Annotated in this window: 23 protein-coding genes; 9 read left to right on the top strand and 14 right to left on the bottom strand. The window is 41.0% G+C overall.

Going from position 1 to position 26444, the window contains the following annotated elements; genetic code table 11:
- Window positions 1–12: 12 nt before the first annotated feature.
- Both J8L97_RS05700 and J8L97_RS05695 read right to left on the bottom strand, forming a co-directional pair.
- Window positions 13–1437 carry a hypothetical protein gene (locus tag J8L97_RS05700; RefSeq protein ID WP_211048191.1) on the bottom strand — a complete coding sequence of 475 codons (1425 nt, stop codon included), beginning with the start codon at window positions 1435–1437 and terminating at the stop codon, window positions 13–15.
- A gap of 32 nt (window positions 1438–1469) precedes the next feature.
- Window positions 1470–1784, bottom strand: a complete 315-nt coding sequence (locus J8L97_RS05695) for a hypothetical protein (RefSeq protein WP_211048190.1) — start codon at window positions 1782–1784, stop codon at window positions 1470–1472.
- A gap of 168 nt (window positions 1785–1952) precedes the next feature.
- Here J8L97_RS05695 and J8L97_RS05690 point away from each other — a divergent pair, with 168 nt between their 5' ends.
- Window positions 1953–3599: an amidohydrolase gene (locus J8L97_RS05690; RefSeq protein ID WP_211048189.1), complete on the top strand. Its 1647-nt coding sequence runs from the start codon at window positions 1953–1955 to the stop codon at window positions 3597–3599.
- Between the two features lie 290 nt (window positions 3600–3889).
- Here the strand turns inward: J8L97_RS05690 and J8L97_RS05685 are convergent, their stop codons facing one another.
- Window positions 3890–4105, bottom strand: a complete 216-nt coding sequence (locus tag J8L97_RS05685; protein WP_192506366.1) for a YgjV family protein — start codon at window positions 4103–4105, stop codon at window positions 3890–3892.
- A 247-nt stretch (window positions 4106–4352) separates the two neighbouring features.
- Here J8L97_RS05685 and J8L97_RS05680 point away from each other — a divergent pair, with 247 nt between their 5' ends.
- Window positions 4353–5009: a Crp/Fnr family transcriptional regulator gene (locus J8L97_RS05680; protein ID WP_192506365.1), complete on the top strand. Its 657-nt coding sequence runs from the start codon at window positions 4353–4355 to the stop codon at window positions 5007–5009.
- A 44-nt stretch (window positions 5010–5053) separates the two neighbouring features.
- On the opposite strand, the gene J8L97_RS05675 is transcribed toward J8L97_RS05680, so the two are convergent.
- The 9 genes from J8L97_RS05675 to J8L97_RS05635 form a co-directional block, all read right to left on the bottom strand.
- Window positions 5054–5614 (bottom strand): phosphoribosyltransferase, encoded by a 561-nt coding sequence (locus tag J8L97_RS05675; protein WP_192506364.1) that lies wholly within the window; start codon window positions 5612–5614, stop codon window positions 5054–5056.
- Window positions 5615–5862: 248 nt separating this feature from the next.
- Window positions 5863–7770, bottom strand: coding sequence for an FAD-dependent oxidoreductase (locus tag J8L97_RS05670; RefSeq protein WP_210995866.1), 1908 nt, complete (start codon window positions 7768–7770; stop codon window positions 5863–5865).
- 304 nt (window positions 7771–8074) lie between these two features.
- Window positions 8075–10381 carry a DNA topoisomerase IV subunit A gene (gene parC / locus J8L97_RS05665; RefSeq protein ID WP_211048188.1) on the bottom strand — a complete coding sequence of 769 codons (2307 nt, stop codon included), beginning with the start codon at window positions 10379–10381 and terminating at the stop codon, window positions 8075–8077.
- A gap of 8 nt (window positions 10382–10389) precedes the next feature.
- Complete coding sequence (locus tag J8L97_RS05660) at window positions 10390–11496, bottom strand: sorbosone dehydrogenase family protein (RefSeq protein ID WP_211048187.1); 1107 nt, start codon at window positions 11494–11496, stop codon at window positions 10390–10392.
- Window positions 11497–11505: 9 nt separating this feature from the next.
- Entirely contained in the window at window positions 11506–13401 is a 1896-nt protein-coding gene (gene parE / locus J8L97_RS05655; protein ID WP_211048186.1) for a DNA topoisomerase IV subunit B, read from the bottom strand.
- 32 nt (window positions 13402–13433) lie between these two features.
- The gene (locus J8L97_RS05650) at window positions 13434–14000 is read right to left on the bottom strand and encodes a YqiA/YcfP family alpha/beta fold hydrolase (RefSeq protein WP_211048185.1); all 567 of its coding nucleotides are present in this window, start codon (window positions 13998–14000) and stop codon (window positions 13434–13436) included.
- Window positions 13985–14758 carry a metallophosphoesterase gene (locus tag J8L97_RS05645; RefSeq protein WP_211048184.1) on the bottom strand — a complete coding sequence of 258 codons (774 nt, stop codon included), beginning with the start codon at window positions 14756–14758 and terminating at the stop codon, window positions 13985–13987. Before J8L97_RS05645 ends, J8L97_RS05650 begins: the two co-directional genes overlap by 16 nt.
- Window positions 14745–15200 carry a DUF1249 domain-containing protein gene (locus tag J8L97_RS05640; protein WP_192506357.1) on the bottom strand — a complete coding sequence of 152 codons (456 nt, stop codon included), beginning with the start codon at window positions 15198–15200 and terminating at the stop codon, window positions 14745–14747. Before J8L97_RS05640 ends, J8L97_RS05645 begins: the two co-directional genes overlap by 14 nt.
- Window positions 15201–15209: 9 nt before the next feature.
- The gene (locus tag J8L97_RS05635; protein ID WP_211048183.1) at window positions 15210–15836 is read right to left on the bottom strand and encodes an NUDIX domain-containing protein; all 627 of its coding nucleotides are present in this window, start codon (window positions 15834–15836) and stop codon (window positions 15210–15212) included.
- Window positions 15837–16047: 211 nt separating this feature from the next.
- On the opposite strand from J8L97_RS05635, the gene tolC reads away from it, so the two are divergent.
- The 3 genes from tolC (at window position 16048) to J8L97_RS05620 (ending at window position 19057) form a co-directional block, all read left to right on the top strand.
- Window positions 16048–17391 carry an outer membrane channel protein TolC gene (gene tolC / locus J8L97_RS05630; RefSeq protein WP_210995861.1) on the top strand — a complete coding sequence of 448 codons (1344 nt, stop codon included), beginning with the start codon at window positions 16048–16050 and terminating at the stop codon, window positions 17389–17391.
- Window positions 17392–17508: 117 nt separating this feature from the next.
- On the top strand, window positions 17509–18432 hold the full coding sequence (lpxL, locus tag J8L97_RS05625; protein ID WP_211048182.1) for an LpxL/LpxP family Kdo(2)-lipid IV(A) lauroyl/palmitoleoyl acyltransferase: 924 nt from the start codon (window positions 17509–17511) through the stop codon (window positions 18430–18432).
- Window positions 18433–18451: 19 nt separating this feature from the next.
- On the top strand, window positions 18452–19057 hold the full coding sequence (locus J8L97_RS05620; protein ID WP_192506353.1) for a TcpQ domain-containing protein: 606 nt from the start codon (window positions 18452–18454) through the stop codon (window positions 19055–19057).
- Between the two features lie 53 nt (window positions 19058–19110).
- Here J8L97_RS05620 and J8L97_RS05615 read toward each other — a convergent pair whose 3' ends face one another.
- Complete coding sequence (locus J8L97_RS05615) at window positions 19111–19563, bottom strand: hypothetical protein (RefSeq protein ID WP_211048181.1); 453 nt, start codon at window positions 19561–19563, stop codon at window positions 19111–19113.
- A gap of 789 nt (window positions 19564–20352) precedes the next feature.
- Entirely contained in the window at window positions 20353–23151 is a 2799-nt protein-coding gene (glnE, locus tag J8L97_RS05610) for a bifunctional [glutamate--ammonia ligase]-adenylyl-L-tyrosine phosphorylase/[glutamate--ammonia-ligase] adenylyltransferase (RefSeq protein WP_211048180.1), read from the bottom strand.
- Window positions 23152–23231: 80 nt separating this feature from the next.
- On the opposite strand from glnE, the gene J8L97_RS05605 reads away from it, so the two are divergent.
- From J8L97_RS05605 to gshB, 4 genes are all read left to right on the top strand, one after another.
- Entirely contained in the window at window positions 23232–24125 is an 894-nt protein-coding gene (locus J8L97_RS05605; RefSeq protein ID WP_192506350.1) for a hypothetical protein, read from the top strand.
- Between the two features lie 34 nt (window positions 24126–24159).
- Window positions 24160–24591 (top strand): hypothetical protein, encoded by a 432-nt coding sequence (locus tag J8L97_RS05600; RefSeq protein WP_192506349.1) that lies wholly within the window; start codon window positions 24160–24162, stop codon window positions 24589–24591.
- 91 nt (window positions 24592–24682) lie between these two features.
- Window positions 24683–25417: a 16S rRNA (uracil(1498)-N(3))-methyltransferase gene (rsmE, locus tag J8L97_RS05595; protein WP_192506348.1), complete on the top strand. Its 735-nt coding sequence runs from the start codon at window positions 24683–24685 to the stop codon at window positions 25415–25417.
- 59 nt (window positions 25418–25476) lie between these two features.
- Complete coding sequence (gshB, locus tag J8L97_RS05590) at window positions 25477–26433, top strand: glutathione synthase (RefSeq protein WP_211048179.1); 957 nt, start codon at window positions 25477–25479, stop codon at window positions 26431–26433.
- The last annotated feature ends 11 nt before the right edge of the window (window positions 26434–26444 follow it).

Here is a 26444-nt window from a genome sequence, read left to right as displayed (position 1 = left end):
TACATGACTGCGTTATAGCTGCTTTTTCAAGTAACTAATACCTTGAATAAGCTGATTGTCCTCTTGATTTTCGATAGATTTGGCCGTTCGTGGTGCGTACATATCAGGTAAAACACCGACACCAATTAATGCTTCGCCATTTGTTTGCCTTGCCGACATTCCCGTATAAATATATGAAATACCACCTTGTTGATACCCACCAAACTTATGAGAATAAACAATATCACCATTAATTCCGGCTGTAGGCACACCTAAAATTGGTATATTGGCATCTTGTAAAAACATCAGTGCATGCTCATTCTGACTGATACTTGAACGTGATGATAACGCGACCAAAGGGATATTGACACCTGCACCTTCAGGAGTAATTGTCTGGCGAAAAGTATAATCAAACTTCTCGGTCTGATCTGGCATCATTTGATATCTAAAATCAAGAGTCCCCGATTTTGCCTCGGTAGAGAGTAACCAAGCGAATAGCTGCTTCCAACCTTGAAAACTTGTTGGATAATGGCGGAAGTCAATCACAATGGCCGAAGCCTTTTCAAGAAGGCGCTTCACATCAGGTAAATTATTTACCGTCACATTGTATGCCATTAACTGTGCAACACCATTCTCATGATATCTTACCAACTCACTGTAATGCGGTACGACACCTTGTCCTTTATATGGACCCGTCACTTTATAGTGAACGGTCGCACTGGTTACACCGTACTCTTCACCAGATGATTTTCTAAACACCATATTCACTAAACGTGAATCTGTGTACCGAGTGAGTAGATTCAGCGATTGCTCTTTTTCTGTCAGTCCCGCTTTTAATGTACGGCCTTTGTAATAATCTAACCAATAGTCAATTGTTTGACCGTCTATACTGATCAGTTCATCACCTAGCTCAACTTGTAAGGATAGGAAATCAGTCCGATTAACCACCAACGCCTTTTCATCAATGTAAGACAAGGTAAATGGTAACTTATAGTGTTTAAAAGGCACTATTTCTTCGGGATAATTTATCCATACATGATTGTCGCCTAATAAAGAAAACTGCTCATTCACTTTATACTCAAACTCATTTCTAGCACCAATACATGCATTAAACAGAGGTAAATGAGTTTGTGACCAATTTACATCAACATGCCCAAAGTACGGCCAAAAATGTTGAATTTCTGCCCACATAGAGCTCACTGCAGCCATACATGTTTCAGTACCCGTCATATTCGTTACTAAGTTATAAGGATTTCCTGCTTGATATGCCGTCCCTAATAACGCGCTATCAATGGGTAAATATAAAGGGATATAAATATCTCGACCTTGGTAGGTTGAAGCAAAGTATGTTTGCTGTGTGAAATAAGGGAATTGAGTAAGCTCTTGAAAAGTACCGGTTGTTAAATCTCTAAAATAAATATGATTAGTACTCGCCCCACTTTGAATCCAAACATTCACACTCTCATCATTCTCAACGCTCGGAAGGTATATCACATTCGCTGAACATAAGGTGCAATTGCTTGGATCAACTCTATCCCTTTATCTACTCGCTGCTCGCTTGGCGTGTCACGCAAGACTTTGAAGCTATCACGTAAAAAACTATCCCAGTCAGAATTTGCGACAGCGTTACTCGGATAGAAATACCTAACTTGTTGTGCTAATTCTGAAAAAGCACGTAATTCAGGAACAATCTCTTCATAACCTTGCTCATTTTGCAACAGATGATTTGCTGAAACACTGGGCGTTATAATTGACATAATTGCCAACGCTAAACTTGTACGGGCATACTTTTTATATTTTTCCATTTTAACTGTCCTTATTTATTGTATTACCGGTTCCTATATCTACTACATATTGGTCGATTTATGCAAGTGATCAGCGACGTTTAAAAACTTGCAAGAATGCAATCAATTGAGCCATAAGAAAAATTACGTTAAGGTGGATAAAATAATAAATCACTCATAGGCAAGTGAATGATAAAAAGTTTATTTCTCAGCATAAGCATACTTGGCGCTTCATCCTTTGCATTTGCGCAAACAACCCTTATTCACAACATACAAGGCTATACGCCAACCAATGCGGGTGCCCTCGCACAATTTAGCGTACTGGTATTTAAAGATGGGAAAGTCGTTAAAACAGGCAATGATCTTACGTTAAAACAATTCCCTCAAGCGACCCGAATTGATGGCCACGGCAAAACCCTTCTGCCTGGATTAATCGATGCCCATGGTCATATTATAGGGCTTGGTAACAACTTACTTCGATTAGATATTAGGGGAAGTCGCTCGATTAAAGAAGTCGGAGAAAAGCTCGTAAGCTATGCCAATAGAAACCCAGAAGGTTGGCTCATTGGTCGCGGCTGGGATCAAACTTTATGGCCTAGTGGCAAGTTTCCTACCGCTGCGCAGCTAGATAAATATATATCAAACAGACCTGTGGTGTTAACCCGAGTTGACGGGCATGCAACTTGGGCCAATTCACAAGCGATGAAACTGGCTAAAATAGAAGCTCATACCCAAGCACCAAAAGGTGGCGAGATAATCAGAGGTGCCGACGGGTTACCAACGGGGGTATTTATCGATAAAGCAGAGAACTTGGTTAATCAGCACATTCCCGCGACTTTGCCTACGCAAAGAAAGCGCGCCTTAGAAGTGGCTGGTAAACATTTGCTCAGCTTAGGGATCACTTCAACTCATGACGCCGGTATCGACTACAATACATGGTTGTTATACCAAGACTATGCGAAACAAAAAAAACTGCCTCTGCGTATTTATGCAATGCTTGGCGCAAATGATGACAAGTTAGAAAGCATGTTAAAACACGGCGTTATAAAAGACACGCAAGACTTTTTGTCTATTCGTAGTGTTAAAATATATGCGGATGGCGCTTTGGGTAGTCGAGGTGCAGCACTTATCAAGGATTACCATGACCGTAAAAACTATCAAGGTTTAATGCTCGAAACTCAACCAAAATTAGAAGCTTTACTTATACAGAGCTTCAAACATGGGTTCAGTGCTCACACCCATGCAATTGGTGATAGAGCAAACCGTATTGTACTAGATGCGTATGAAAACACCTTCAAATCAGTTGGGGGAAAGCTGCTTAGAAACCGCATTGAGCACGCCCAAGTTGTTCACCCGCAAGATATACCACGCTTTAAATCGTTGGCCATTATTCCATCTATGCAGCCCGTTCATGCCACATCGGATATGAATATGGCGCAATTGCGTTTAAGCGATGCACAGCTGCAAGGGGCGTATGCGTGGCAAACATTTATCAAACAAGGCAGTAAAGTAGCATTTGGATCAGACTTCCCCGTTGAGCTAGCCAACCCCTTCCATGGCTTATATGCGGCTATAACAAGAATGTCTCGGGCGCAAAAACCTAAAGGTGGCTGGCGAGTCAATGAGGCAGTAACCAGAGCACAGGCCTTGCGCGCTTTTACACTTGATGCGGCTTATAGTGAATTTAGAGAATATAAAACCGGTAGTTTAGAACAAGGAAAATGGGCAGATTTCATTTTAATTGATAAAGACTTTATGAATATTGACCAGCATGAAATAGATGATATTCAAGTTGAACAAACTTGGATCGCTGGGAAGTTAAAATACCAAGGTTAGTTGCTATATTATTAACTGCACGGTACTAGGGGTTGTTGATCTATCAGGTTCATTTTTGCAGCAGTTTGATTGGATTTTATACAAGGCAGAGGTTGCGTAGCATGGTTACTCCATGTGAGTCAGCCGATAACATAGTAGAAAAGCCAATCAAGCGCTGCCTACTGGTTCTTTTGAGCGCCCTTTTCTCTTTGTTGCTTAATATTCGCTTAGATCACTAAGCCACACATTAAGCGCCTCGATAAAAGCACGCTCAAAGCGAACAAAAATAGAACAGCAAAGATCAACAACCCCTAATCAGTACGGTGCAGTTTTATTAAATGGTAACTGTTTACAAGCGCTAATAGTGCGTTAGTAAACGCCACAGGCCAAGCTTCTATCATGACTCCATAGATAGCAAAACATATACACCCTGTTAAATTAAACCACCGTAATTTAACGACATTGCTCATCATCAGTGAAATTACCAAAAAAACTGAGGCAATATAGCCTAAATATTCCCAAGTCATTTGTTCTCTCCCATTAGTTGAGTTAGCATAGTCAGCTGTACAAAATTATTGCTGGTGTGATTAAGCCTAGAATAAAAAAACTAACTCACAAACCCCTTATAGAATTAGGACTAAGTAAGCTCTAACACGGGAACGGGGGCATTTGCATTTTAGCAAACCGCTGGTGTGAGTTAGCGAGAAATCAAGGACTTCATGCTATCGTTATTTATCACCAATAAATAGGACAATTGTCCGAAGAGCCATCTAGATGTTTCAATATCATTTTTCCACCGATCTTGTAGAACAATTATTAAAGTTCGCGGGTAACGGATTTTTACATAGTAAAAAAGACGTATTAATTCATCAAGATGAGCCACTAAGCAAGTTAATCTTAGTACGCAGTGGTACTGTATCATTCAGCTATGATGTGGGTAACGGTCGTCGTCTCCTACTCGGACAATTAGATTGTAATAACACCCTCATTGGTGAAATTGAAGCACTCAATCAACACCCTTGTATTTATACAGTCACTTGCCTTAGCGAGGTGAAGTACAACCTGATTGAGTTAAAGCATTGGCGCCAGCTATTGTTAGATCAACCCCAGTTGAGCTTATACACAGCACAGTCTATTGCCGCAAAATTCACCGAAAACCAAAAAATCAACCTAGATAAATTGCTGCTCCCACTCAGCTATAACATTGCTAATGACTGTTTATTGCGTGCCGAAAACAACCATCCAACCATGCTGCGAGCTTACCCAACGGTCAATGCTGAAGCCGAACGTTTTGCGACAACGGAGCGAGCTTATCGACGCGTGGTGTCTGAACTGGTTGAAAAAGGATTAATAGTACGTACCAGTGATGGCTTAAAGCCTGTAGATATCACTTTACTTGAAGAGTTCGTTGACAGCTTCTCCCAAATTTAAGTTCAGTGTACAAAACGGCATGTTTTGTACACATTTGTCATACTTTATTTAAAAAGGTCCTGAATTTTAGCTAAATCAGATTTACCCGCAATAATCTCATCTGGGGTTAATCCAGATAATTCATGCGGGAACACCAGCCATTCATCTGACTCATGAATGTAATAGTCTGGCTTCATGGGCACTTTGGTATTTTTCGGCTTATAGTACGGGCACGCAACTCGGATATCTCTTGGTAAGTTTAAGCGCATCAGCTCGCTGAGCTTCTCTTTTAACGCAAATATACTGCGACCTGAATCAAATACATCGTCAACAATCAGCAATGAATCTCCGGCATCCGCATTTTCTATTATATAGTGTAAGCCATGCACTTTGATTTCTTTTGACTGCTTACCTATTCCATAATATGACGATGTACGCACAGCGATATGATCTGTTTCAATGCCTTTATAATCATAATACTCTTGCACAGCAATACCAATTGGAGCGCCGCCACGCCAAATACCAATGATGAAATCTGGGCGAAACCCATCTTCATACACTTGTGCTGCAACACGAAAAGAATCTTCTAACAATTGTTGTGCGGTAATATAGCACTTATCTGACATACCAAACCCCGTGGAACTATGCGAATTAATCGCCAATTTAGATAAGCTAGTTTTACAACATTGAAGTTAACACATCACTTCGCTGAGAAAACTGGCATAAGTTATAACCGGTAATTTTAGCGCAGATAAATAAAAAATGCTTTAGCTTCTGATAATCGGTTGAACTATATCAAGAATATAGAAAAATAATGGGGGAAATATCAAGACTTCATTGAACACCGAAGTCTTGATTAATCAAAAGATATTCGTTAGATGCCTTCAACCATTAAACGTGTATCTGGTAAATATGATAGATGAGGAATAGCCAAATCAGGGCGTTCCATACGACTCACGGCATTCAATGCAGCCGCAATTGCCCCCTCTTGCCAACCAGGCAGTGATGACAGCTGATCACCAATAACGAAGAAGTTTGGTGCACTTTTACCTGCAGCTGAATTAATTCCACTCCCTTGCGTCAATGCATTGAAGTGTGTAACAGCCTGTTCACCCACCACATGCCATTGTGCCCAGCCCCCTTTAATATATGGCATATTTTGCCACGCAATGGCTACACCGTGCTCCAAGCCATGCCCAAAGGCATCTCCGAATAGTGTCGCACCAGCCTTTGCTTTGTCCAAGCGCTCTTGAACCGACAAACAACCCCAATCAAATGCAACCTTTGAAAAGTTGTAAGCACCAGTCAACACCCCTTTTTGATCATGATAGGCAGTTGATGGATACCAAATTTGTGTTATTTCATCATTTGTCCATGAAATCCCGCCAAAAATAGGGACCACACCGACTTCAGAGTCGGGTACCGTCAATATATCTTCATTACTAATATTATCGTGACGAACTTCAACACTCGAACCTTGCCATAGCGACCTATCTGCTTGCCACCCTACTTTGGTTGTGCAGGCCAAAAACTTCGCAGTGTACCCTTGGGTTGGCACATTAAATTGTGATTGATAAACCGCATGCAATGCCTGTTTGAAACTTTTATCTAATCCAGTCTCAGTATCTAAACTTTGTAAGTCGTCATCCAGAATCTTGCTCAAAAATGGCATGGCCATGTTGCTAAAACAATAATCAGCATAAATGTGCTCAACCGCTTCAGTGCCCATTTTACTTACTGATATATCAAACTGTTGCCGGCTCTCATCCCATTGAATACATTTTACAGGACTATTTAACTGAATATTGCCCCCTAAACGGCTCACTTCTCGTGCAAAAGCATGTTGCACTTGATCCATACCTCCAACAGGCTGAAATAGCGTGTTTTGCCATAAAAAGTCAGCAGGTTGATAAAATTTAGTTTCTGCCCAAAAATTTGATTCAAGCAGCGAGTCAAAACTTAACGGCTCTGCGGTTCGACCGGCCTCGACGCCCGGCAATACTGTATAACCGGCTCGAGAACGCCCATTTTCCATGCCATTCTCTCCTGCCGTTACTTGATACTTGCCTTTATACTCACCAGATGGCACCAACTCCCCAAACGAAATCATCAGATCTTGTAGCTGCCCAGCACGTTCATCCACTTTTTCGGCGGCAACACCACATTCTGTCGCTTTAATTAAACTATGAGCATTTTCATAAACCATCTGGGCCAACCAGCCGCGTGTATTATGATCTAAGCGCCTATATACCAATGGCAAACCTGCAAAACTATCTTTCATCTGTACTAAATTTGATTCACTATTCATTACATACACTTCAACATCGACGCCAAACTCTTTCAAATACGAAAGTAGACGTTTATGGCCTGATGGAATACGGCCTGGACCTGCATTTAAATACGGGCGGCTGTCGCCTTTTGGTTGTTCAAAATGGACCATTTGTGTTTGACCTGGGGTGGAATTAAACAAGTCGCTATTTACATCTTCTGTCAACGTATCGCCAGTACGTAAACTTAAACAGCGTCCACCGGTGCGATTTTGTGCTTCGAGCACCACCACATTCATCCCTGTTTTTTGCGCTAATAACTCATATGCCGTCGTTAGCCCCGATACCCCAGCGCCTATTATCACAGCAGTTTTGCCTTGATACTTATGTGCCGAGAGTTTTACAGGGCCAGGCGTTAATTTTAATTGCAGGTTAGTAGCGTCATCTAACGCAGCGTGCGCTTTAGCTTGGGGGTTGTTTTGATGAAATTGTGCTCTAGATTGATGTTCTGCCATTGGTTTGCTCCTTTAAAAACAATGTGGCGAGATGCACCAATGCTGCGGTTGTAACATCGTGCATCCTAGCTATAAAAACGAATCAAGTCGTCTTACAAGATAGTTCACAATGCCGACAATGCGTATTACAGAGAATTACAGTCTACTTGCCCTGAGTAAAATGTTTCAGTGCGGTTTCTTCTGGATATTGCCGCGCTGAACTCACAAGCAATTATTTTTGCGTATCCATTGCCCAAAGTTTAGGTTATTTAACTAAAAACGGCCCATCACTATGGGCCGTTTTTATAGTCAAATAAATTAAGTACTATGAGGCTGTCCCATCATTTTCTTCCTCTAAACCTCCCTTATTTTCTAAGCTAGGGATTTCTATTTCAAATTCATCCACTCGCTGCAACCCTCGAGGTAACTTATTTCCACGTCTTCCACGTTCACCGTAATAATGCTCTAAATCACTCGGCTTCAATGTCAATTTGCGCTTTCCTGCATGTAAAGTGACTGCACAACCTTCAGGTACACATGCTAAAACCTTCACAAACTCTTCTCGGGCCTGTACTTTTGCACTTGGTATTGAAATGATCTTATTTCCTTTACCTTTGGCCAGCTTAGGTAAGTCACGTAGTGGGAACAACAACATTCGACCTTCATTTGAAATGGCCATACACATATCGGAAGCAACATCATGCACTTCAATTGGGGCAATTAACTCAGCACCTTTTGGCACACTCACAAGGGCTTTGCCGTTTTTATTTTTACTGATCAAATCACTAAATTCAGTAATAAAGCCATAACCACCATCCGTTGCCATCAAGAGCAAGGTATTTTCTTCGCCCATGAGAACATGTTCAAAATTACATCCTGATGCCAGATTAAAACGACCTGTCATCGGCTCACCTTGGCTACGCGCAGAGGGTAAACTGTGAGCATCTGTCGCAAATGCGCGACCTGATGTATCTAAAAAAACGGCTGGTTGATTGCTTTTTCCTTTCGCAGCGCCTTTATACGCATCACCAGAACGGTAACTTAGCCCTTGCGCATCAATATCATGACCTTTGGCAACTCGTGCCCACCCTTTTTCAGATAAAACCACTGTCACGGCTTCTGATGGAATTAAATCCTTTTCACTGAGCGCTTTAGATTCCCCACGTTCGATGACTGGAGAACGACGCTCATCTCCATACAATTCAGCAGCCTCTTGGATTTCCTTTTTCATTAAAGTTGACATACGGCGTTCAGAGCCTAGCGTCAATTCAAGTTTTTCTCGCTCTATAGATAACTCATCTTGCTCACCACGAATCTTTACTTCTTCTAGCTTGGCCAAATGACGTAATTTAAGATCGAGTATAGCCTCAGCTTGACGATCCGATAACGCAAATCGCGACATCAGTTCTACTTTTGGTTTTTCCTCGGTACGAATGATTTCAATTACTTCATCGATATTCAAAAATGCGGTCATTAAGCCTTCTAAAATATGTAGTCGAGCTAAAACCTTATCTAATCGGTGCTGTAAACGACGCCTTACCGTATCACGACGGAAAATCAACCACTCAGATAAAATCTGACGTAAGTCCTTGACCTGTGGGCGACCATCAAGCCCAATCATATTCAAGTTAACACGATAACTTTTCTCAAGATCCGTAGTCGCAAACAAGTGTGCCATTAAGGGTTCAAATTTGATCCTGTTTGAACGGGGTACAATGACGATGCGTGTTGGATTTTCATGATCAGATTCATCACGTAAATCAGCCACCATAGGCAGTTTTTTCGCCGTCATTTGCGCTGCTATTTGCTCTAAAACTTTACCACCCGAACATTGGTGAGGTAATGCAGTAATGACGATTTCACCTTGCTCTTCAGTGTACACTGCACGCATTTTTATCGAGCCACGGCCCGTTGTATAAATCTTTTTGATATCGGCTTTCGGTGTAATAATTTCTGCATCTGTTGGGTAATCGGGCGCGTGTACCACATCTAATAATTCATCTAACGTCGTTTTAGGTTTATCTAACAATAAACAACTTGCAGCTGCGAGTTCTTTTACATTATGCGGTGGAATATCTGTTGCCATACCAACCGCGATACCCGTCACCCCATTTAACAAAATATGCGGTAACCGTGCTGGTAGTACCTTAGGCTCATCCATTGTACCGTCAAAGTTTGGTGTCCAATCAACAGTCCCCTGCCCAAGCTCTTTTAATAAAACTTCTGCAAATTTAGAGAGTTTAGCTTCGGTGTAACGCATTGCCGCAAATGACTTAGGATCGTCAGCAGCCCCCCAGTTACCTTGCCCATCTACGAGCGGGTAACGATAAGAAAAAGGTTGCGCCATTAAAACCATGGCTTCATAACATGCACTATCCCCGTGAGGATGATACTTACCCAATACGTCACCAACCGTACGCGCAGACTTTTTATATTTCGCCGACGCCGAAAGGCCAAGCTCGCTCATTGCATAAATTATACGTCGCTGTACAGGTTTCAATCCATCGCCAATATGTGGCAATGCGCGGTCCATGATCACGTACATGGAGTAGTTAAGGTAAGCGTCTTCAGTAAAACGCCCCATAGTCTGTTGTTCAATGCCTTGTAACGACAAGGCTTGAGGATCAGTCATGTAACACCCTATTTATTGTTATAGCGAATACGGTAAATCGCATTCGCATAATCATCCGATACCAACAAAGTACCATCTGCCAATTCAGCAAATGCAACCGGACGACCTAAGGTTTGCTCTTTAGATAAAAAACCACTTACCAGCGGCTCATAAGCGGTGACTTCACCGCCTTTAATTGTCGCCATCATCACACGATAGCCAACTTTTTTGCTACGATTCCACGAACCATGTTCTGCAACAAGTAAAGTGTTATGCCGCTCTTCAGGAAAGTGTGTACCGCGATAAAAGTGCAACCCTAACGGCGCTACATGTGCTTGCAATGCAAGTTTTGGCGCGCTAAAGTGCTGAAAATCCATTAAAGTTTTGTTTTTTGCATACTCAGGATCAAGTACACTGCCACCATGAACGAATGGAAAACCAAAATGCTCTTGTGGCTTACTCACTCGATTGATTTCATCGGGGGGTATATCATCTCCCATCATGTCTCGGCCATTGTCGCTAAACCACAAATTGCCCGTTTTTGGATTTGTATCAAAGCCCACTGAATTTCGAACACCTTGGGCAACCGTGGTCAGTTTCTTGGTGGTTAAATTCAGAGAAAAAATTCGACCAAATTTGGGGTTTTCCTCACAAATATTACACGCCACACCAACCGGAATAAGCAATTCACCGTTATTGGCAAAACGAATAAACTTCCAGCCATGGTGCCGTTTGTCTGGCAAATCGTCAAACACCACATCATAATCAAACGACTTCGCTTGGCGCTTTAATTGCAGATCAATATCAGAGAAGCGAATAACTCGACTAACCTCAGCAACAAATAAATTGCCATTTTTCATTGCCAATCCAGATGGCATATTTAGCTTTTCAGCTAAAACAATTTTACGATCTGCTATGCCATCTTTGTTATCATCAATTAATGCATGCACTTTGCCTGCTTTTCTCGAGCCGACATACACGATACCATTAGCTGACACAGCCATTTGCCTAGCGTTATCAACACCTTGTGCGAAGTAACTAATTTCATAACCACTCGGCAGTGACAAATTATCTAATATTTGTGCAGAACTTAAAGGTGCTAAAAGACAGCTTAGCAGTATCAATATGTGTTTCATATAACCACCTTAAGCGTCAAACTCGGCTTTATCGCCATGATTTTCTAACCAAACTTTACGATCCCCTGAGCGCTTTTTAGCCAACAACATATCCATCATTTCCATCGTGTGCTCTGGTTCATCCAGTGTCAATTGCACCAAACGACGGGTATTAGGATCCATGGTGGTTTCTCGTAGTTGAAGCGGGTTCATTTCACCTAATCCTTTAAATCGCTGAACATTCACTTTGCCACGTTTTTTCTCTGCCTCAATCCGCGCTAATACGCCTTTTTTCTCATCTTCATCTAATGCATAAAATACATCTTTACCGACATCAATTCGAAATAATGGCGGCATAGCAACGTATACATGCCCTTTATTAACTAGGTTTTGAAAATGACGTACAAACAATGCACATAACAAAGTCGCGATGTGCAATCCATCAGAGTCAGCATCCGCGAGAATACATATTTTGCCATATCGCAGACCAGATAAATCATCTGAGTCCGGGTCTATGCCCAAGGCAACCGAAATATCGTGTACTTCTTGAGATGCCAATATTTGGCCTGACTCCACTTCCCATGTATTTAAAATTTTACCTCGAAGTGGCATTATCGCTTGAAATTCACGATCTCTGGCTTGCTTTGCTGAGCCACCAGCAGAGTCACCTTCCACTAAAAATAATTCTGAACGCTCTGTTTCTGTCCCTGAACAATCTGTCAACTTGCCTGGTAGGGCAGGCCCTGACGTAACTTTTTTACGAACCACCTTTTTCGCGGCACGCATACGTTTTTGCGCGTTGCTAATACACAATTCAGCAAGTAATTCGGCCGTATCAGTATGCTCATTTAGCCATAAGCTAAACGCGTCTTTCACAATACCCGAAATAAATGTGGCGCAAGAACGTGACGACAGTTTTTCTTTTGTTTGCCCCGCAAATTGTGGATCTTGCATTTTTGCAGACAACACATAGCTACACCTATCCCAAATATCATCAGGTGTTAATTTAACCCCTCTTGGCAACAAGTTTCGAAACTCACAAAACTCGCGCATTGCTTCAAGTAACCCTTGACGCAAACCATTGACATGTGTGCCACCTTGAGCTGTAGGGATCAAGTTCACATAACTCTCTGTGATCGACTCCCCCCCCTCAGGTAACCAATGCAATGCCCATTCGACCCCTTCTGTTGAACCACTAAAATTCCCTATAAAAGGGCTTTTCGGTAAAACTTCAAAGCCTGCGGCACTGTCTTTTAAGTAATCTTCTAGGCCTGCTTCATAGTGCCACTCTTGTGTCTCTTTGGTTTGTTTATTAATAAAACGAATTTTTAAACCTGGACACAATACCGCTTTTGCTTTGAGGATATGATTAAGCTTGGATAACGAGAAATTTGCTGAATCGAAATAACTGGCGTCGGGCCAAAAGTGCACCGAGGTACCCGTATTACGTTTCCCGACAGTACCTGTCACTTCTAAATCTTGTACTTTGTCACCACTTTCGAATGCCATTTCATGTACTTGACCTTCTCTTTTTACGGTAATTTGTACACGCGTCGATAAAGCATTCACAACGGAAATACCCACGCCATGCAGACCGCCTGAAAACTGGTAGTTTTTATTTGAAAATTTACCACCAGCATGCAATTTGGTTAAAATTAACTCAACCCCAGGTAAACCTTCTTCTGAATGAATATCAACCGGCATACCACGACCATCGTCACACACTTCTAAAGAGTTATCTTCATGTAAAATAACATCTATTTTTGTCGCATGACCCGCAAGAGCTTCATCAACACTGTTATCGATAACCTCCTGTCCCAAATGGTTTGGTCGAGTAGTATCCGTATACATCCCAGGTCGGCGTTTAACTGGCTCTAAACCATTTAAAACCTCAATCGCTTCTGCGTTATAGTTTTGCTCGCTCATAAATGGATTCTTTTTATTAAATTCGTTCAGTTTTATGTGATTTCTAAAAAATTGACTATGGTGTAAAAATAGCGCTGAAAAGCCATAAAGCTATGATCTCCAGCAAACTCGATACGTTGTTCACATGCCATAAAATACCGCACAGCTTGCTGATAAGGTAATACTTCATCTCCCATTTGCTGCAACAACATCACCAACTGAGGGTGCACTAACGTTGCGTAATGTAGTTGCTTTAAAGCCTCTACATGGTCTAACGTTAATTCATAATGTACCTTTTGGTAGGGATTATACTGTGCTCCTAAATAATCCGCTAATAAATCAAAAGGTTTAACCGCTGGATTAATCACAACTGCTTTTAAACCATACAATTGTGATAAATATATCGCATAATATCCGCCTAAAGAACTGCCTATTAGTACCGTATCTGGTTCAATTAATGCAACTAGCTGTGATATGGCTATACGTGGGTCAAAGCTCAACCTAGGTGTTAAATACTCACACGAATACCCTTGCGACGCAAACCACTCACCGAATTGCAGGGCTTTAAATGATAATTCTGAACTATTAAAGCCATGAATGTAGATTACTCGTCGAGCCATATCACCTCAGAATCAAACCCATTGATACCAAAATTAATAATACGTAACGCAGGACCACGGTCTTGCTGCTGCCACTGAGATGTGCCTTTGGTAAACTGTATTGAAGTCGCTGGGGTTGCCATAACATGCATTGTTCGATAGGTGCTTTGGTAATCATTATGAACATGTCCATGCACAAGTCTTACCGCTTTATTACTATTGACGAGACAATTAAGTAACGCTGGACCATTTTCCAAAATATGCTTATCTAAATAGCCATTAATAGGCACGGGGTGATGATGACTAAATGCTAAAACTTGTTCTGAACTGCACAATAACATCTGATGCAACTCAAATAGATGCTGCTGTTCACACCATCCAGCCGGTGTCTCACCTTTTGAGTTAATTAAAAAAATATCCGCACCATTTAACCTGAGGTGTTTATTTGAATGAATTTGACCAAGGCTAATTTGCTCTAACTCAGTTAATTCATCATGATTGCCTGGCAGCCAGAATACGGGGCAATCTAATTCAGAGACTCGCACTAGCTCTGCAAACAATTGGTAAGATTCAACACTATGATCTTGGGTCAAATCACCACCAAAAATCACGGCATCAAGGTGGCATGTGGCCATATACGACAACGTACGCTTAAAATTATCGGCAGTATTAACCGTAAAATACGTCCCCATTTCATCACAGAACAAATGACTATCTGTGATATGTGCCAACTTTATACTCGATTTATCAAAGTGATACGGGTGCCTAAACCATGCCATTGTTTACATCCCAGTTTAATGGCACTCTGCCACTTTCCAAACAAGCCATCAACCAATCAGCCAAAAAAGCATTCAGTTGATACTTCTCATCTTTTTGATGCATGCTCGGGTTAGGGTAACCATATGATGGTTTAATACGTTGATGAAAATCATGATGAATAACTTCAGCAACCTTCGCATCATGATACAAACGCACTGATAACTGAAACTCAGGCAAGAAGTCACTGATACTAACCGTTTGTCGAATAGTAATGTCTGTGGTGTATTTGGCGCACCCGTCCACAACTATGTCATAGTGCGCATTTGCAAGTTCAATCGTACGTTGAGCACCGGGCTCCTCCGGTGGTAGTACTTTCAAAACACGCAAGTAATTACGCTCACATAATGTAATGTATTTAGGTAAGGATTGAATATATCCTTGCCTAGTTGCTACTTCACTCAAAGTCAAACCTCAACTTTTTACAGCTACTTCACTTAAGACTTTCGCCCTATTTAATGCTAACCATTGTAGACTAATCACTGTTGCAGCGTTATCAATTTCGCCAGTATTTAATCTGGCAAGTGCATCGTCATAAGGAAGTACATGAGTTTTAATGTCTTCCCCTTCACTTTCTAATCCATAGATACCACCAGCTTGTGATAAATCCGTTTCAGCTAGATATAAATAAATCCGTTCTGTCGTGCCCCCTGGGCTTGATAAATAAGAAGTCATAAAGTGCAACTTGTCTAAAGTTAACCCCGCTTCCTCTTGGGCTTCCTTACGCGCAACATGTTTGTAATCTGTTGACCCCTCAGCCATACCGGCAATGCATTCCAATAACCAAGGTGAAGACTTCGTGGCCATTGCGCCAATACGTATTTGCTCAATTAAAAGCACAGTGTCAGTTTTTGGATCATAAGGCAGAACCGCAACCGCATGTCCTCGCTCTAAAATCTCGCGCCGAACAGTCTTTGAAACTCCACCAACAAATAAGGCATGTTTAAAATAATACGCCTGAATTTTAAAAAAACCTTCATAAACACTATGGATTGACTCCACTTCTACATGCTGGTTATCAAATTCATTAATAGTGTTCATTTTATTTCCTGTTTAATTCAAATTTGGGGTTTAAAAATTAACCATAAGGCCCAATATGCTAAAACTATCGTGCGAGGCTTAGTAAACCAATTTGAGCCTTATATATTCTGTTACACTTGTTGGCTTTGATTTACGTATTAAGTTTATCGTTTCTAAAAAAAACAGGGTAACATGCTTCCAGTATAAAAAATTGTCTAAGGACTGAGCGAAAATGAAAAAAAGCTTACTATCTCTTTTTGTTGGTTTATCTTGTGCATTAACCAGCAACCTAACGTACGCAGAAGATTTATTGCAAGTATACGACATTGCGACTGCAAATGATCCAATCGTACTTAAAGCTAAAGCACAAGCTGATGCACAAAAGTTTGCACAAGACAGTGCATTAGGTGCTTTGTTACCACAACTAGGTTTTGAAGCTGGATATCAGCAAGTCGACTCTGATGGGTACGGTCAGCAAAATGATCTGAGCGGATATACTCTAGGTAGTGGCTTTACTGATACTTTTAGCAGAACTCTATCACTACAACAAACAATTTTTGATATGTCCATCTGGGAATCTCTAAGCATCGCTGAAAAACAAGCTATGCAAGCGAGTACCCAATACGAACTGGCTCAACAAGATTTAGTTGTCCGCATAGCACAAGGTTATTTTGATGTTTTAAGTGCACTCGATAATTTGGAGTTTGTACAAGCCGAAAAGCGGGCTATTGAGCGTCAATTAGAGCAAACAAAGCAACGCTATGAAGTTGGTTTAACAGCAATTACCGACGTGCACGAGGCACAAGCACAGTTTGACAGAGCTGTCGCAAATGAAATTGTCGCAAAAAATGATGTTGAAACTGCCCGAGAATCACTGCGTACCATTACGGGTAAATACCACAGTAAACTTGATTCCCTCAATACCGACACATTTTCAACTGTATCTCCGAGTAGAAAAGCAACTGACTTTGTTAATATAGCAAAAGATAAAAACCTATCTCTTGCGATATCTAAAGCAAGTTTGGAAATAGCTGAAGATCAAATTAAACAAGCTCAAGCAGGACACTACCCGACACTCTCACTCAATGCGAGTTACGGTGACTCTCTGGCTGACAGCAATGGCGCATTACATAAACCTCGTGAAGATCAAACCACGGTTGGTGTAACATTTAATGTACCTATTTACTCTGGTGGTCGTACTCAAGCTGCAACTGATCAAGCTCGAGCGCTGTATGTTGGCGCAAGTGAAGATCTAGAAGCCAGCATGAGAGAAGTTACCCGTTCTGTGATCACATCATACAACCAAGTGATGTCTAACGTGGCAACATATCGCGCGCTAGAGCAAGCCGTCGTTTCAGCCGAAAGTGCATTACAGGCAACAGAAGCTGGCTTTGAAGTGGGAACTCGTACTATTGTTGATGTTTTAGTGAGCACGCAGAATTTATATAACGCGAAAAAGAATCTGGCTAATTTACGTTATCAATATGTACTTTCATCACTGAAACTAAAGCAAGCTGCCGGAACGCTTTCTCGTACAGATTTAGAAGCAATTAACAAAGGTTTGAAGCAAGGTTAATTTGCAATAGTTTCTAATACATAAATCGTATATTTATTAAGCCGGCCTAGCCGGCTTTTGTATTTTCCGGCACATATAGATAAACTACCCTCATCATATCAGCAAGAGAACATACTTGTGGTCAAAAACCCCGCTTTAAAATTGGCATTCTTTGCGCCTAGATATTGGTTAACATGGTTAGGCGTATGTTTTATGTATGTCATTTCTTGGTTGCCACAATCAACGCAATTTTTACTTGGTAAAGGGTTAGGCCGACTAGTACATCGATTTCTTAAAAAGCGTCGTCATATCGCTGAAGTGAATGTAAAGTTATGCTTTCCTAATTTGTCTGCTGCTCAGCAAGCAGCCATGGTCCGTACCAACATGGAAAATACCGGATTGGCTACTTTGGAAACAGGTATGGCTTGGTGGTGGCCACAGTGGCGTATAAATCGCGTCATTGGCTCTATATCTGGTATAGAACACATTGAAGCAGTACAGCACAGCGGAAAAGGGGTGTTATTACTTGTGCCTCATATGCTTCACCTTGAAATGCTTGGGCGCATCTTAGGTGTAAAACAACGAGGTGTTGGATTTTATCGCCCTCATAATAACGCGCTCATGGAGTTCTTTATGACCAAAGGGCGATTACGGTCAAATGAGTTTTTAATTGGCAAGCGAGATGTAAAGGGCCTGCTACAAGCTTTGAAAAACAAAAAGCTCTGTTATTACTTACCTGATCAAGACTATGGACGCAACCGCTGCGAATTTGCCCCTTTTTTTAAGGTTGCTGATGCAGCAAACACCACAGGAACCTTGCTTTTTGCTAGCAGTAAACATTGTGAAACGCTCAGCTTAAGTGGCACTAGGGATGCAAAAGGAAAATATCATTTAACCATTCTCCCAGCGCTTGAGCACTTTCCAAGTGATAACGCTAATAACGATATCATCAGGGTTAACACTCGAATGGAAGAAGCTATTATGCATGCCCCAGAACAATACATGTGGTTACACCGACGTTTTAAAACGCGCGCTGACAAAGACGCACCATCATATTACTAAATGTTGAGCATTTGAAATCATGGCAAAAAAAAATAAAACACTTTCATCCGTTCTTTTTTGGGTAAAGCACCTATCGCTTGCCATTATCTTGATTTGGGCTGCATATTATTTTTTATACGGTGCACTACCAAAAATGGACATGAGGCAATCCACCAATGCCGCTGCTCAAGGGTTATCACAATTTTATGAGAGCTTTAAGAATCGGGTTAATGAGCGAGATACTGAACGAGAGCAGTTTGTGATCGAAATTGGTAAGCCTACTTTTCCACTTGATGACGCACTGGCTCAGCGTGGTTTAGTCGTAAAGCCTTCAAACCAACGTTGGACTGGCGAAGTTGCACCACGTCGATTTGAGATGGGAAACACACTCAAAGGTGCACTTGCTGCCTATGCAAAAAAAGAAGACATTGAATTATTTTGGTATCTCGAACGTGACTATGTAGTAAAGCAGAATTTTAGAGTCGATACAAACTTTGTATCAACACTCTATCAGGTTGGACGAGCCATTAATGATGACTTTGAATACGAAGTGTATACTTTTTTTTGCCACCGTCAACGAGCTGCAGTGATCACTAAAAAACCCTCTCAATTTGTGAGAGAGAACTGCCGTAAACTCACCAATTAATCTTAAAATGCCCATAAACTAACTTATGGGCTGAGTACCATTTCAACCAGCATTTAAGGGATCTGACAGTTGGAACAAAGTGGGATCCACACGCGCTCTTCACGACAAGAACCCGGTACTTTTTGACGCACTGCATCTTGACGAGTCTGATGTGATTGAGATTCTAAATTAAGCCATACTGATGTAAATGTTGGGGTCATTTTACATACTCTCACATACTTTTGGTTTGGATAAACACCTTGATATTCCCAATTACATGTCTCTTTATCGACCCACTGAGAGCTATTTATACCACTACTACAAGAAACATGACCATTGAGAATGCTAGAACTTCTAAAGTACTTCTGACTCTCCCAGCCCCCGTAACTACAAGATGTAAAGTCTACATCTTTGTACACTGTTTCGTAATCACAAACAGTTTTATATTCCCAGTACCCTCGGGCCTCTGCCGCTGTACTCATAATACCCAACGCAACCCCTAATACTAACGCTGCTTTTTTTATCATTGTATTTCCCTTAATTATTTTATTTTTATGAAATTAATTTGAACCATTTACCACATAAAATGAAGTGGTTTGCACCTATGCCCGTTCTCTATAAACAAAAGTTTGAGTGATATGTACCTTTTTCAACTCATCATTATTTACATGAACTCACCACGGTCACTGTATGTTGTAAAGTATCAGTATGTTTACTGACACCGTTACTGTTTCGCCACATGCTTTATTTATATTCCTTTAAAATTCGTTAATTCGTCCATGACCATATCCGTCTGGGCTTAAGTAAACTTTAAGGGATAGAGGGAGAATCAAACAACTTATGAATACTTATAAATTATTCATAACAAAAAAGGGTAAACTGCTGTTTTTTAAATAATTTATTATAAAATCAACAAAAAAAATCACCTTCTACAAGCTGATTTATACGAAATATCTCAATTCTCAGCCAAACACGTTTGACTTTTTATTGTTATAAAAACAATAGATATTCAAGAGTATCATTCACCAATATGTGAAGAGTAACAGGCTGGATTTAGTATGGGCGGTATACTGTGGTAAAGGTACAATGCGACAGGACATCTAGGGACTGTTGTTTTTTATCATTGGGCAACTCAGCTTAAGAGGTATCCATAGTGAATACCCAACTGCGCTTTCAGCCAAGTGTGTTTGAACTTCCAATCACTGCAAGAAAGGTAACATAGGTGCTGTAAAAACTCCTATGCTATGACGATATAAGAACCCGGATAAGCTTTTAGTACAGTTTCAACGATCAATGACAATACCTTGCATCTTATTTTATAACCACTTTTCAAATATGCCGCGCACACCATTTGCAAGCAGCTTGAAGGTATTATTCATTTCAATACATCGTCCTTGCTGGTCTAAACTTTGCTGATGATAACTGTCTCGATATAAACAATACGCATCTATTAATAGCTGCTTTTCCTCTTGGCAGAGAATACCGCCTCGTTCTGCACATTCAAAAATACGAATATTATCAGTGTAACGTGTTAGTTCAGGTGACTGATGAGCATAATTTAGCACTAAGTATTGCGCAACAAACTCAATATCAGTCATACCTCCATGACCTTGCTTTAAGTCAAATTGAGACTCTGAATCTTGAGACAAATGCCGACGCATTTTCTCTCGCATTTGCGACACATCTTGTTGTAATTTTTCCTTATCACGACGTTGCCTCAAAATACTATTTCTTATTTCATTAAAGCGCTGTAGCATGCTTGCCTCTGCGAGTACCATTCTTGCGCGTACAAGCGCCTGATGCTCCCACGTCCACGCCTGCGTTTGTTGGTAATTAAAATAACTCTCTAAGTTGATAGCCAGTAACCCTGAATTCCCTTCTGGGCGAAGACGTGTGTCTAACTCATACAAAATACCTGATGCTGTTTTAGTATTAAATAAATGCATTAATCGCTGTGCCAATTTTAAGTAAAATTGCCGTGCTGAAATGGACTTTATACCATCCGTATGACTGTCTCCATCTCGGTTATGTACAAATACTAAATCTAAATCTGAATCATATCCCAGCTCGTACCCGCCCGCTTTACCGTAGGCGATTACTGCGAATCCTTTTTCTCCCTCCGATGCACCACAGGGTATACCATAGCGTACTTTCATTTGCTGCCATGCCAACTCAACGGCTTGTGTTATTATCGACTCAGCCAGCGCAGTAAGATGATCACTCACTTTCGTTACACTAATCACGCCAGTCGCATCTGCCGCAGCAATTCGTAGTTGCTGGGTCTGCTTAAATTGACGTAGCGCCTCCATTTGTAACTCTAAATCTTCAGGCTCGATACGTAAAAACTGATGCCTAATCTCATCTTTATAAGCTGATAATGGTAACGGCTTATAAAGCGCCGCAGGGTCAAGTAACTCATCCAATAAGATAGGATATTTTGCAATATGCTCAGCAATCCAGCGGCTGTGGGCACACAACTTTACTAATTGCTTTAAAGCCCCTTGGTTTTCGTAAAGCAGCTCTAAATAAGTTGTTCGCGAGACGACAGTGATCACCACCTTCAGTACATCACTAAATACCTCAAAAGAAACGTGTTGTGTGATTAATTGCTCCAGCAAGTGAGGCATCAATTTATCGAGTATATCGCGGCCTCGCGCGCCCATTTGACGCTTAAGCAAACTCACTTTAAAATCATCCAGTCTCAACTTCCACTTTTGCGCTTGGGTGTCTATTAGTTGTTGCGAAAAGCCTGAAAAATCGCTTTCCAGCCAAGCAAAACCATACACTTCCTCACAGGGATTTTGTTCTTGTGGTTCCTCACCAATAACTTGCGCAAACTCTTCTCTCACGGAAGTCATTCTATGACTAATAGCAGCCAAGCTTGCATCAAAGTCTGCCGTTTTTAATAAGGTATTTAAGCGTGCAATATCAACGTTATTCTCAGGTAATGTTTGCGTTTGCTGATCATCAAATGCTTGTAAATATTGCTCAACTCTTCTTAAAAACAAATAACTATCAATCAATAATTGCGCGGTATCAGGAGGTAGCACATCCAGCTTTTTTAATTCTTCAAGCGCAATAAGTAGTGATGGGGTTTGCAATGTAACATCACGCCCACCTCTGACCATTTGCAAGGCTTGAATAATAAACTCCACCTCACGAATCCCCCCAGCACCCAATTTAATATTATTGATAAGCCCTTTACGTCTCACCTCTTGTGCAATCATATACTTCATTTTCCTTAATGACTCGATCACAGAAAAGTCGATATAACGACGATACACAAACGGTCTTAATAGTTGCTTAAACTCTTCATTATATTTGCTGTGATGGCCAAGCAGTCGCGCTTTAAGCATTGCATATCGCTCCCACTCACGCCCTTGATCTTGGTAATAGTCTTCCATGGCAGCAAAACTCATTACCAAAGGTCCACTTTCCCCAAAAGGACGCAATCGCATATCCACTCGAAAAACTTGCCCATCAACAGTAACTTGGTTTAATGCCGCAATCAGCTTTTGCGCCACCTTGGTATAAAACACTTGAGCTTCAAAAGGTTTTCGCCCACCAGTTGTAGAGACATTTTTTGGATAAGTGAAAATCAAATCAATATCAGAAGAAAAATTAAGCTCCGCCCCCCCGAGCTTTCCCATACCGAGAACTAACATAGGAAGTGCCTGCCCCGCCTCATCCAGTGGAGTACCACACTGTTTTACAGTATGTGCAAATGCCCAACGATTCGCGGCATCAATCAAGCATTCAGATAAATTTGAAATGTACGCAATGCTGTCTGATATATCGTTCTCTTTGACCAAATCTAGCCACATAACTTTTAACCAATACCTCTGTCGATATTGTCTTAGCAGTTGAAAACACTCCGACTCAGTGACGCTGAGTAAATCCGCAGGTAAAGGCTCAAGGACTTCGCGTGTATTCATTTGCGCGGTATCTAATAACCACCAAGCTAATTCAGGCTGCTTTTGCAGCACTCGAAATGCAAAATCGCTCAATGCCAACAAATTGGCCAAAGGCTTTACCACTGTATGCTCTGGATATAAACCATGCCAACGCGCTAAAGCTAATGACTGTAAAATAGGTGGCAATTCAATATCCGACATGAAAAAACTCCATTGCTTGGTGGCTCAATAAGTTGGGAGTCGTTATAGTAATAATATTCGTAGCCAAAAGTACACTGCCCATGAGTTATTTGTCTCTCGCCAATATCAATTTTTTTGCGATTATTAGTAGTTTTTTAATTATTTGCTTGGTGGTTACTGCACTGCGTTTAATCATTCAATATAAAGCAAAGCAAATACTGCATGAAGAAGTGGCAAAAAGAGACAATTTTGCGTTAGGTATTAATTACGCCTGCCAAATTGCAGTTATCTGCATTAGTATTGCCTATCTATTTGATGATATCAGTATGGCCGCTGCGCAAAAGCAACCTCTGCGGGCTGCGGTATTGTTGATACTTATTTTGGCGTACATTTCTGCGGGTCAATATATCCACCGGAAATGGATTTTATATAAGTTCAACGAAGAACAAGCCATTTTAAAGCAGAATATTTGTGCCGCTTTAGTAGACTCAGGCATGCTGATCGCTAATTGTATTTTGGTTTTGGCGTTATATCACTGGGTGCACCCGCGTGGCATCAGTGATTTACTGGTGGTCACACTTGGTTTTATTTTACTGCAAGGTATTTTTGCTTTAGACAGTAAGTTACGCGAAAGTCGATTTGCGAAAGTTAACCAAGGGGCATCTTTACAACAAAACTTTAATTTAGCAAATACTTCCATTGGAATACGCTACGCTGGCAAAACTATTGGGCTCGCATTAGCCATATATGCAGGTCTACACAGTGCGCCTTACCATGGCGCTACTGTGGTTGAAAACCTCTTTTCCGTCGTTTTACACTGTGGTGCAATGTGGGTGCTACTTTATGTAGCAAGCACGATTTTGCTCCAACTTTCGTTGCCAAAAGTTGACATTGGACTTGAAGTTGACCACCAAGATAATATCGGTGTTGCTTGTTTAGAGTTTGCTGTTTTCGCCGCAATAGGCTATTTACTTATAAATATGTTTTCTGTGTAGTCTGCAATTGGATAAGACTTCACAAGGTGGATTTATGCCCATTAACCTCGACAATTTTTTGTTGGTAGATAGTAATTCAGAATTTAGCCGAGAGCTTGCAGAGCATCTCAAAGCAAACGACCAAGCTGAGAACCTCATTGTTGCAGGCGATAATACTCGCCACTTAGTTAAGATGATGTTTGATAACTTGATAAGCGATTATTGCTATTGCGACTTTGCCAACGAAATTAGCGTCTCTGAACTGGCGACCTATTTACATGACCACCATAAAATCCAAGGTGTGCTCATTTCATCTTTAGATTATAAGCTTGCCAATGAAGCACAACTTTTTATCCTAGATTCGTTGCATCCTAAACGATATTTAGTTGAACAGCTTACTGATGGATATCAATACCAGTTAATATCATCAAATAGCCACAATAATCACTTATCTTGTCAATTTAGCGAGAGTGAAGACATTACTTAACCAATGCCGCTTATTCCTAACAGAGAATAACTAGACGATCGCGTCACTAACGCTTAGTATTGCTCTATTCCCCCGTTATTACAGGACTACTATGCGCGTTCCACACATCTTTCAACCCTCTAATTTTGAATTAAACACCCCTATTTCACTTGATGATGACGCAGCAGGTCATATCGCGAGAGTGCTGCGTATGCAAGTTGGTGAGCATGTGTCTTTGTTTAATAACCTTGGTGGTGAATATTTATCTGAAATAACAGAAATTAGTAAAAAGAAAGTGATTGTGACGCCAATTGAGTTCAATGATCGTGACTGTGAGTCGCCAGTAAAAATTCACTTGGGCCAAGGGATCTCCCGCGGTGATAAAATGGATTTTACCATTCAAAAAGCGGTGGAACTGGGTATAACAGAAATTACCCCTTTGTTTACTTCCCGTTGTGGGGTCAAGTTGTCTGGTGAACGATTACAAAAAAAACACCTTCAATGGCAAAAAATAGCCATTGCCGCTGCGGAACAATCAGGTCGAAACACCATTACCACCATCCATCCACCTGTTGATATCAATGACTGGTTATCTCAACCATGCGATGCTCTTAAATTAACCTTACACCCAAGAGCACAACACAGTATAAAAACATTGCCAGAACCCCGCTCTGGGATCCGCTTTATTGTCGGTCCAGAAGGCGGGTTCACTGATCAAGAAATGACAACTACGTCTGAACAAGGGTTTATTGATGTACGTTTAGGACCAAGAGTACTACGCACTGAAACTGCGGCACTTACTGTGCTCAGTGCACTGCAATTACAATTTGGTGATTTAGCTCTTTAATTCTGACTAACGACCCCCATATCAGAATAAAATAATTCTAAGCTAATATAGGTATCAACATGGCAAAAAAATTAGGGATCATCTCGGATCCAATTAGTGGTTTCAACATTAAAAAAGACACTGGTTTTGCCATGATGATGGCGGCGCAATCTCGTGGTTACGAGCTCTTTTATATGGAAATGGATGATCTTTATTTATATCAAGGTAATGCTATGGCTACCGCAGCTAAAGCCACTGTATTTGATGACGCAAAAAACTGGTACCAACTAGAAGAGAAACAAGATATTTCACTCAGTGATTTAGACGTTATTCTTATGCGTAAAGATCCGCCATTTGATACTGAATATATATACGCTACTTACATGCTCGAACGTGCTGAAGAAACGGGTACATTAATTGTCAATAAACCACAAAGTCTGCGCGATGCTAATGAAAAGCTATTCACAGCTTGGTTTAGCGAGCACACGCCGGATACGCTTGTGACGCGATCACACGCGCAAATTAGAACGTTTTTAGACAAACATCAAGATATCATTCTAAAACCACTTGACGGTATGGGTGGGGCGTCTATTTTTAGAGTTAAGCATGACGATCCGAACATTGGCGTTATTTGTGAAACATTAACGGAGCATGGTAGCCGCTTTGCCATGGCTCAACAATATATTCCAGCCATCAAACAAGGTGATAAACGCGTCCTCGTGGTTGATGGCGAAGTCATGCCATATTGCCTAGCTCGTATCCCACAAGGCGGTGAGACTCGTGGTAATTTAGCCGCAGGAGGCCGTGGAGAAGCTCGCCCTATTAGCGATGATGATAAAAAAATTGCCGAGGCTGTTGCACCAATCCTTAAAGAAAAAGGGCTTATTTTTGTAGGGTTAGATATTATCGGCGACAAGTTGACAGAAATTAACGTCACAGCACCTACCTGTGTTAAAGAAATTGAAGCTGCATACGATATATCAATTATGGACAAGCTTTTTGATGCGATTGAACGAAAACTAAACCATACTCATTAAAATATTTAGAG

This window comes from Pseudoalteromonas sp. MMG012 (assembly GCF_018100875.1).
GTDB lineage: Bacteria > Pseudomonadota > Gammaproteobacteria > Enterobacterales > Alteromonadaceae > Pseudoalteromonas > Pseudoalteromonas aurantia.
Note: the sequence above shows the minus strand (reverse complement) of the source record. Positions and strands in the feature narration are given on the sequence as shown.

Bases quoted from the DNA above. Each gene is read 5' to 3' on its own strand.
- J8L97_RS05695 (WP_211048190.1), bottom strand. From the start codon at position 1,784: ATGGAAAAATATAAAAAGTATGCCCGTACAAGTTTAGCGTTGGCAATT.
- J8L97_RS05690 (WP_211048189.1), top strand. From the start codon at position 1,953: ATGATAAAAAGTTTATTTCTCAGCATAAGCATACTTGGCGCTTCATCC.
- J8L97_RS05685 (WP_192506366.1), bottom strand. From the start codon at position 4,105: ATGACTTGGGAATATTTAGGCTATATTGCCTCAGTTTTTTTGGTAATT.
- J8L97_RS05680 (WP_192506365.1), top strand. From the start codon at position 4,353: ATGTTTCAATATCATTTTTCCACCGATCTTGTAGAACAATTATTAAAG.
- J8L97_RS05675 (WP_192506364.1), bottom strand. From the start codon at position 5,614: ATGTCAGATAAGTGCTATATTACCGCACAACAATTGTTAGAAGATTCT.
- J8L97_RS05670 (WP_210995866.1), bottom strand. From the start codon at position 7,770: ATGGCAGAACATCAATCTAGAGCACAATTTCATCAAAACAACCCCCAA.
- parC (WP_211048188.1), bottom strand. From the start codon at position 10,381: ATGACTGATCCTCAAGCCTTGTCGTTACAAGGCATTGAACAACAGACT.
- J8L97_RS05660 (WP_211048187.1), bottom strand. From the start codon at position 11,496: ATGAAACACATATTGATACTGCTAAGCTGTCTTTTAGCACCTTTAAGT.
- parE (WP_211048186.1), bottom strand. From the start codon at position 13,401: ATGAGCGAGCAAAACTATAACGCAGAAGCGATTGAGGTTTTAAATGGT.
- J8L97_RS05650 (WP_211048185.1), bottom strand. From the start codon at position 14,000: ATGGCTCGACGAGTAATCTACATTCATGGCTTTAATAGTTCAGAATTA.
- J8L97_RS05645 (WP_211048184.1), bottom strand. From the start codon at position 14,758: ATGGCATGGTTTAGGCACCCGTATCACTTTGATAAATCGAGTATAAAG.
- J8L97_RS05635 (WP_211048183.1), bottom strand. From the start codon at position 15,836: ATGAACACTATTAATGAATTTGATAACCAGCATGTAGAAGTGGAGTCA.
- tolC (WP_210995861.1), top strand. From the start codon at position 16,048: ATGAAAAAAAGCTTACTATCTCTTTTTGTTGGTTTATCTTGTGCATTA.
- J8L97_RS05620 (WP_192506353.1), top strand. From the start codon at position 18,452: ATGGCAAAAAAAAATAAAACACTTTCATCCGTTCTTTTTTGGGTAAAG.
- J8L97_RS05615 (WP_211048181.1), bottom strand. From the start codon at position 19,563: ATGATAAAAAAAGCAGCGTTAGTATTAGGGGTTGCGTTGGGTATTATG.
- glnE (WP_211048180.1), bottom strand. From the start codon at position 23,151: ATGTCGGATATTGAATTGCCACCTATTTTACAGTCATTAGCTTTAGCG.
- J8L97_RS05605 (WP_192506350.1), top strand. From the start codon at position 23,232: ATGAGTTATTTGTCTCTCGCCAATATCAATTTTTTTGCGATTATTAGT.
- J8L97_RS05600 (WP_192506349.1), top strand. From the start codon at position 24,160: ATGCCCATTAACCTCGACAATTTTTTGTTGGTAGATAGTAATTCAGAA.
- rsmE (WP_192506348.1), top strand. From the start codon at position 24,683: ATGCGCGTTCCACACATCTTTCAACCCTCTAATTTTGAATTAAACACC.
- gshB (WP_211048179.1), top strand. From the start codon at position 25,477: ATGGCAAAAAAATTAGGGATCATCTCGGATCCAATTAGTGGTTTCAAC.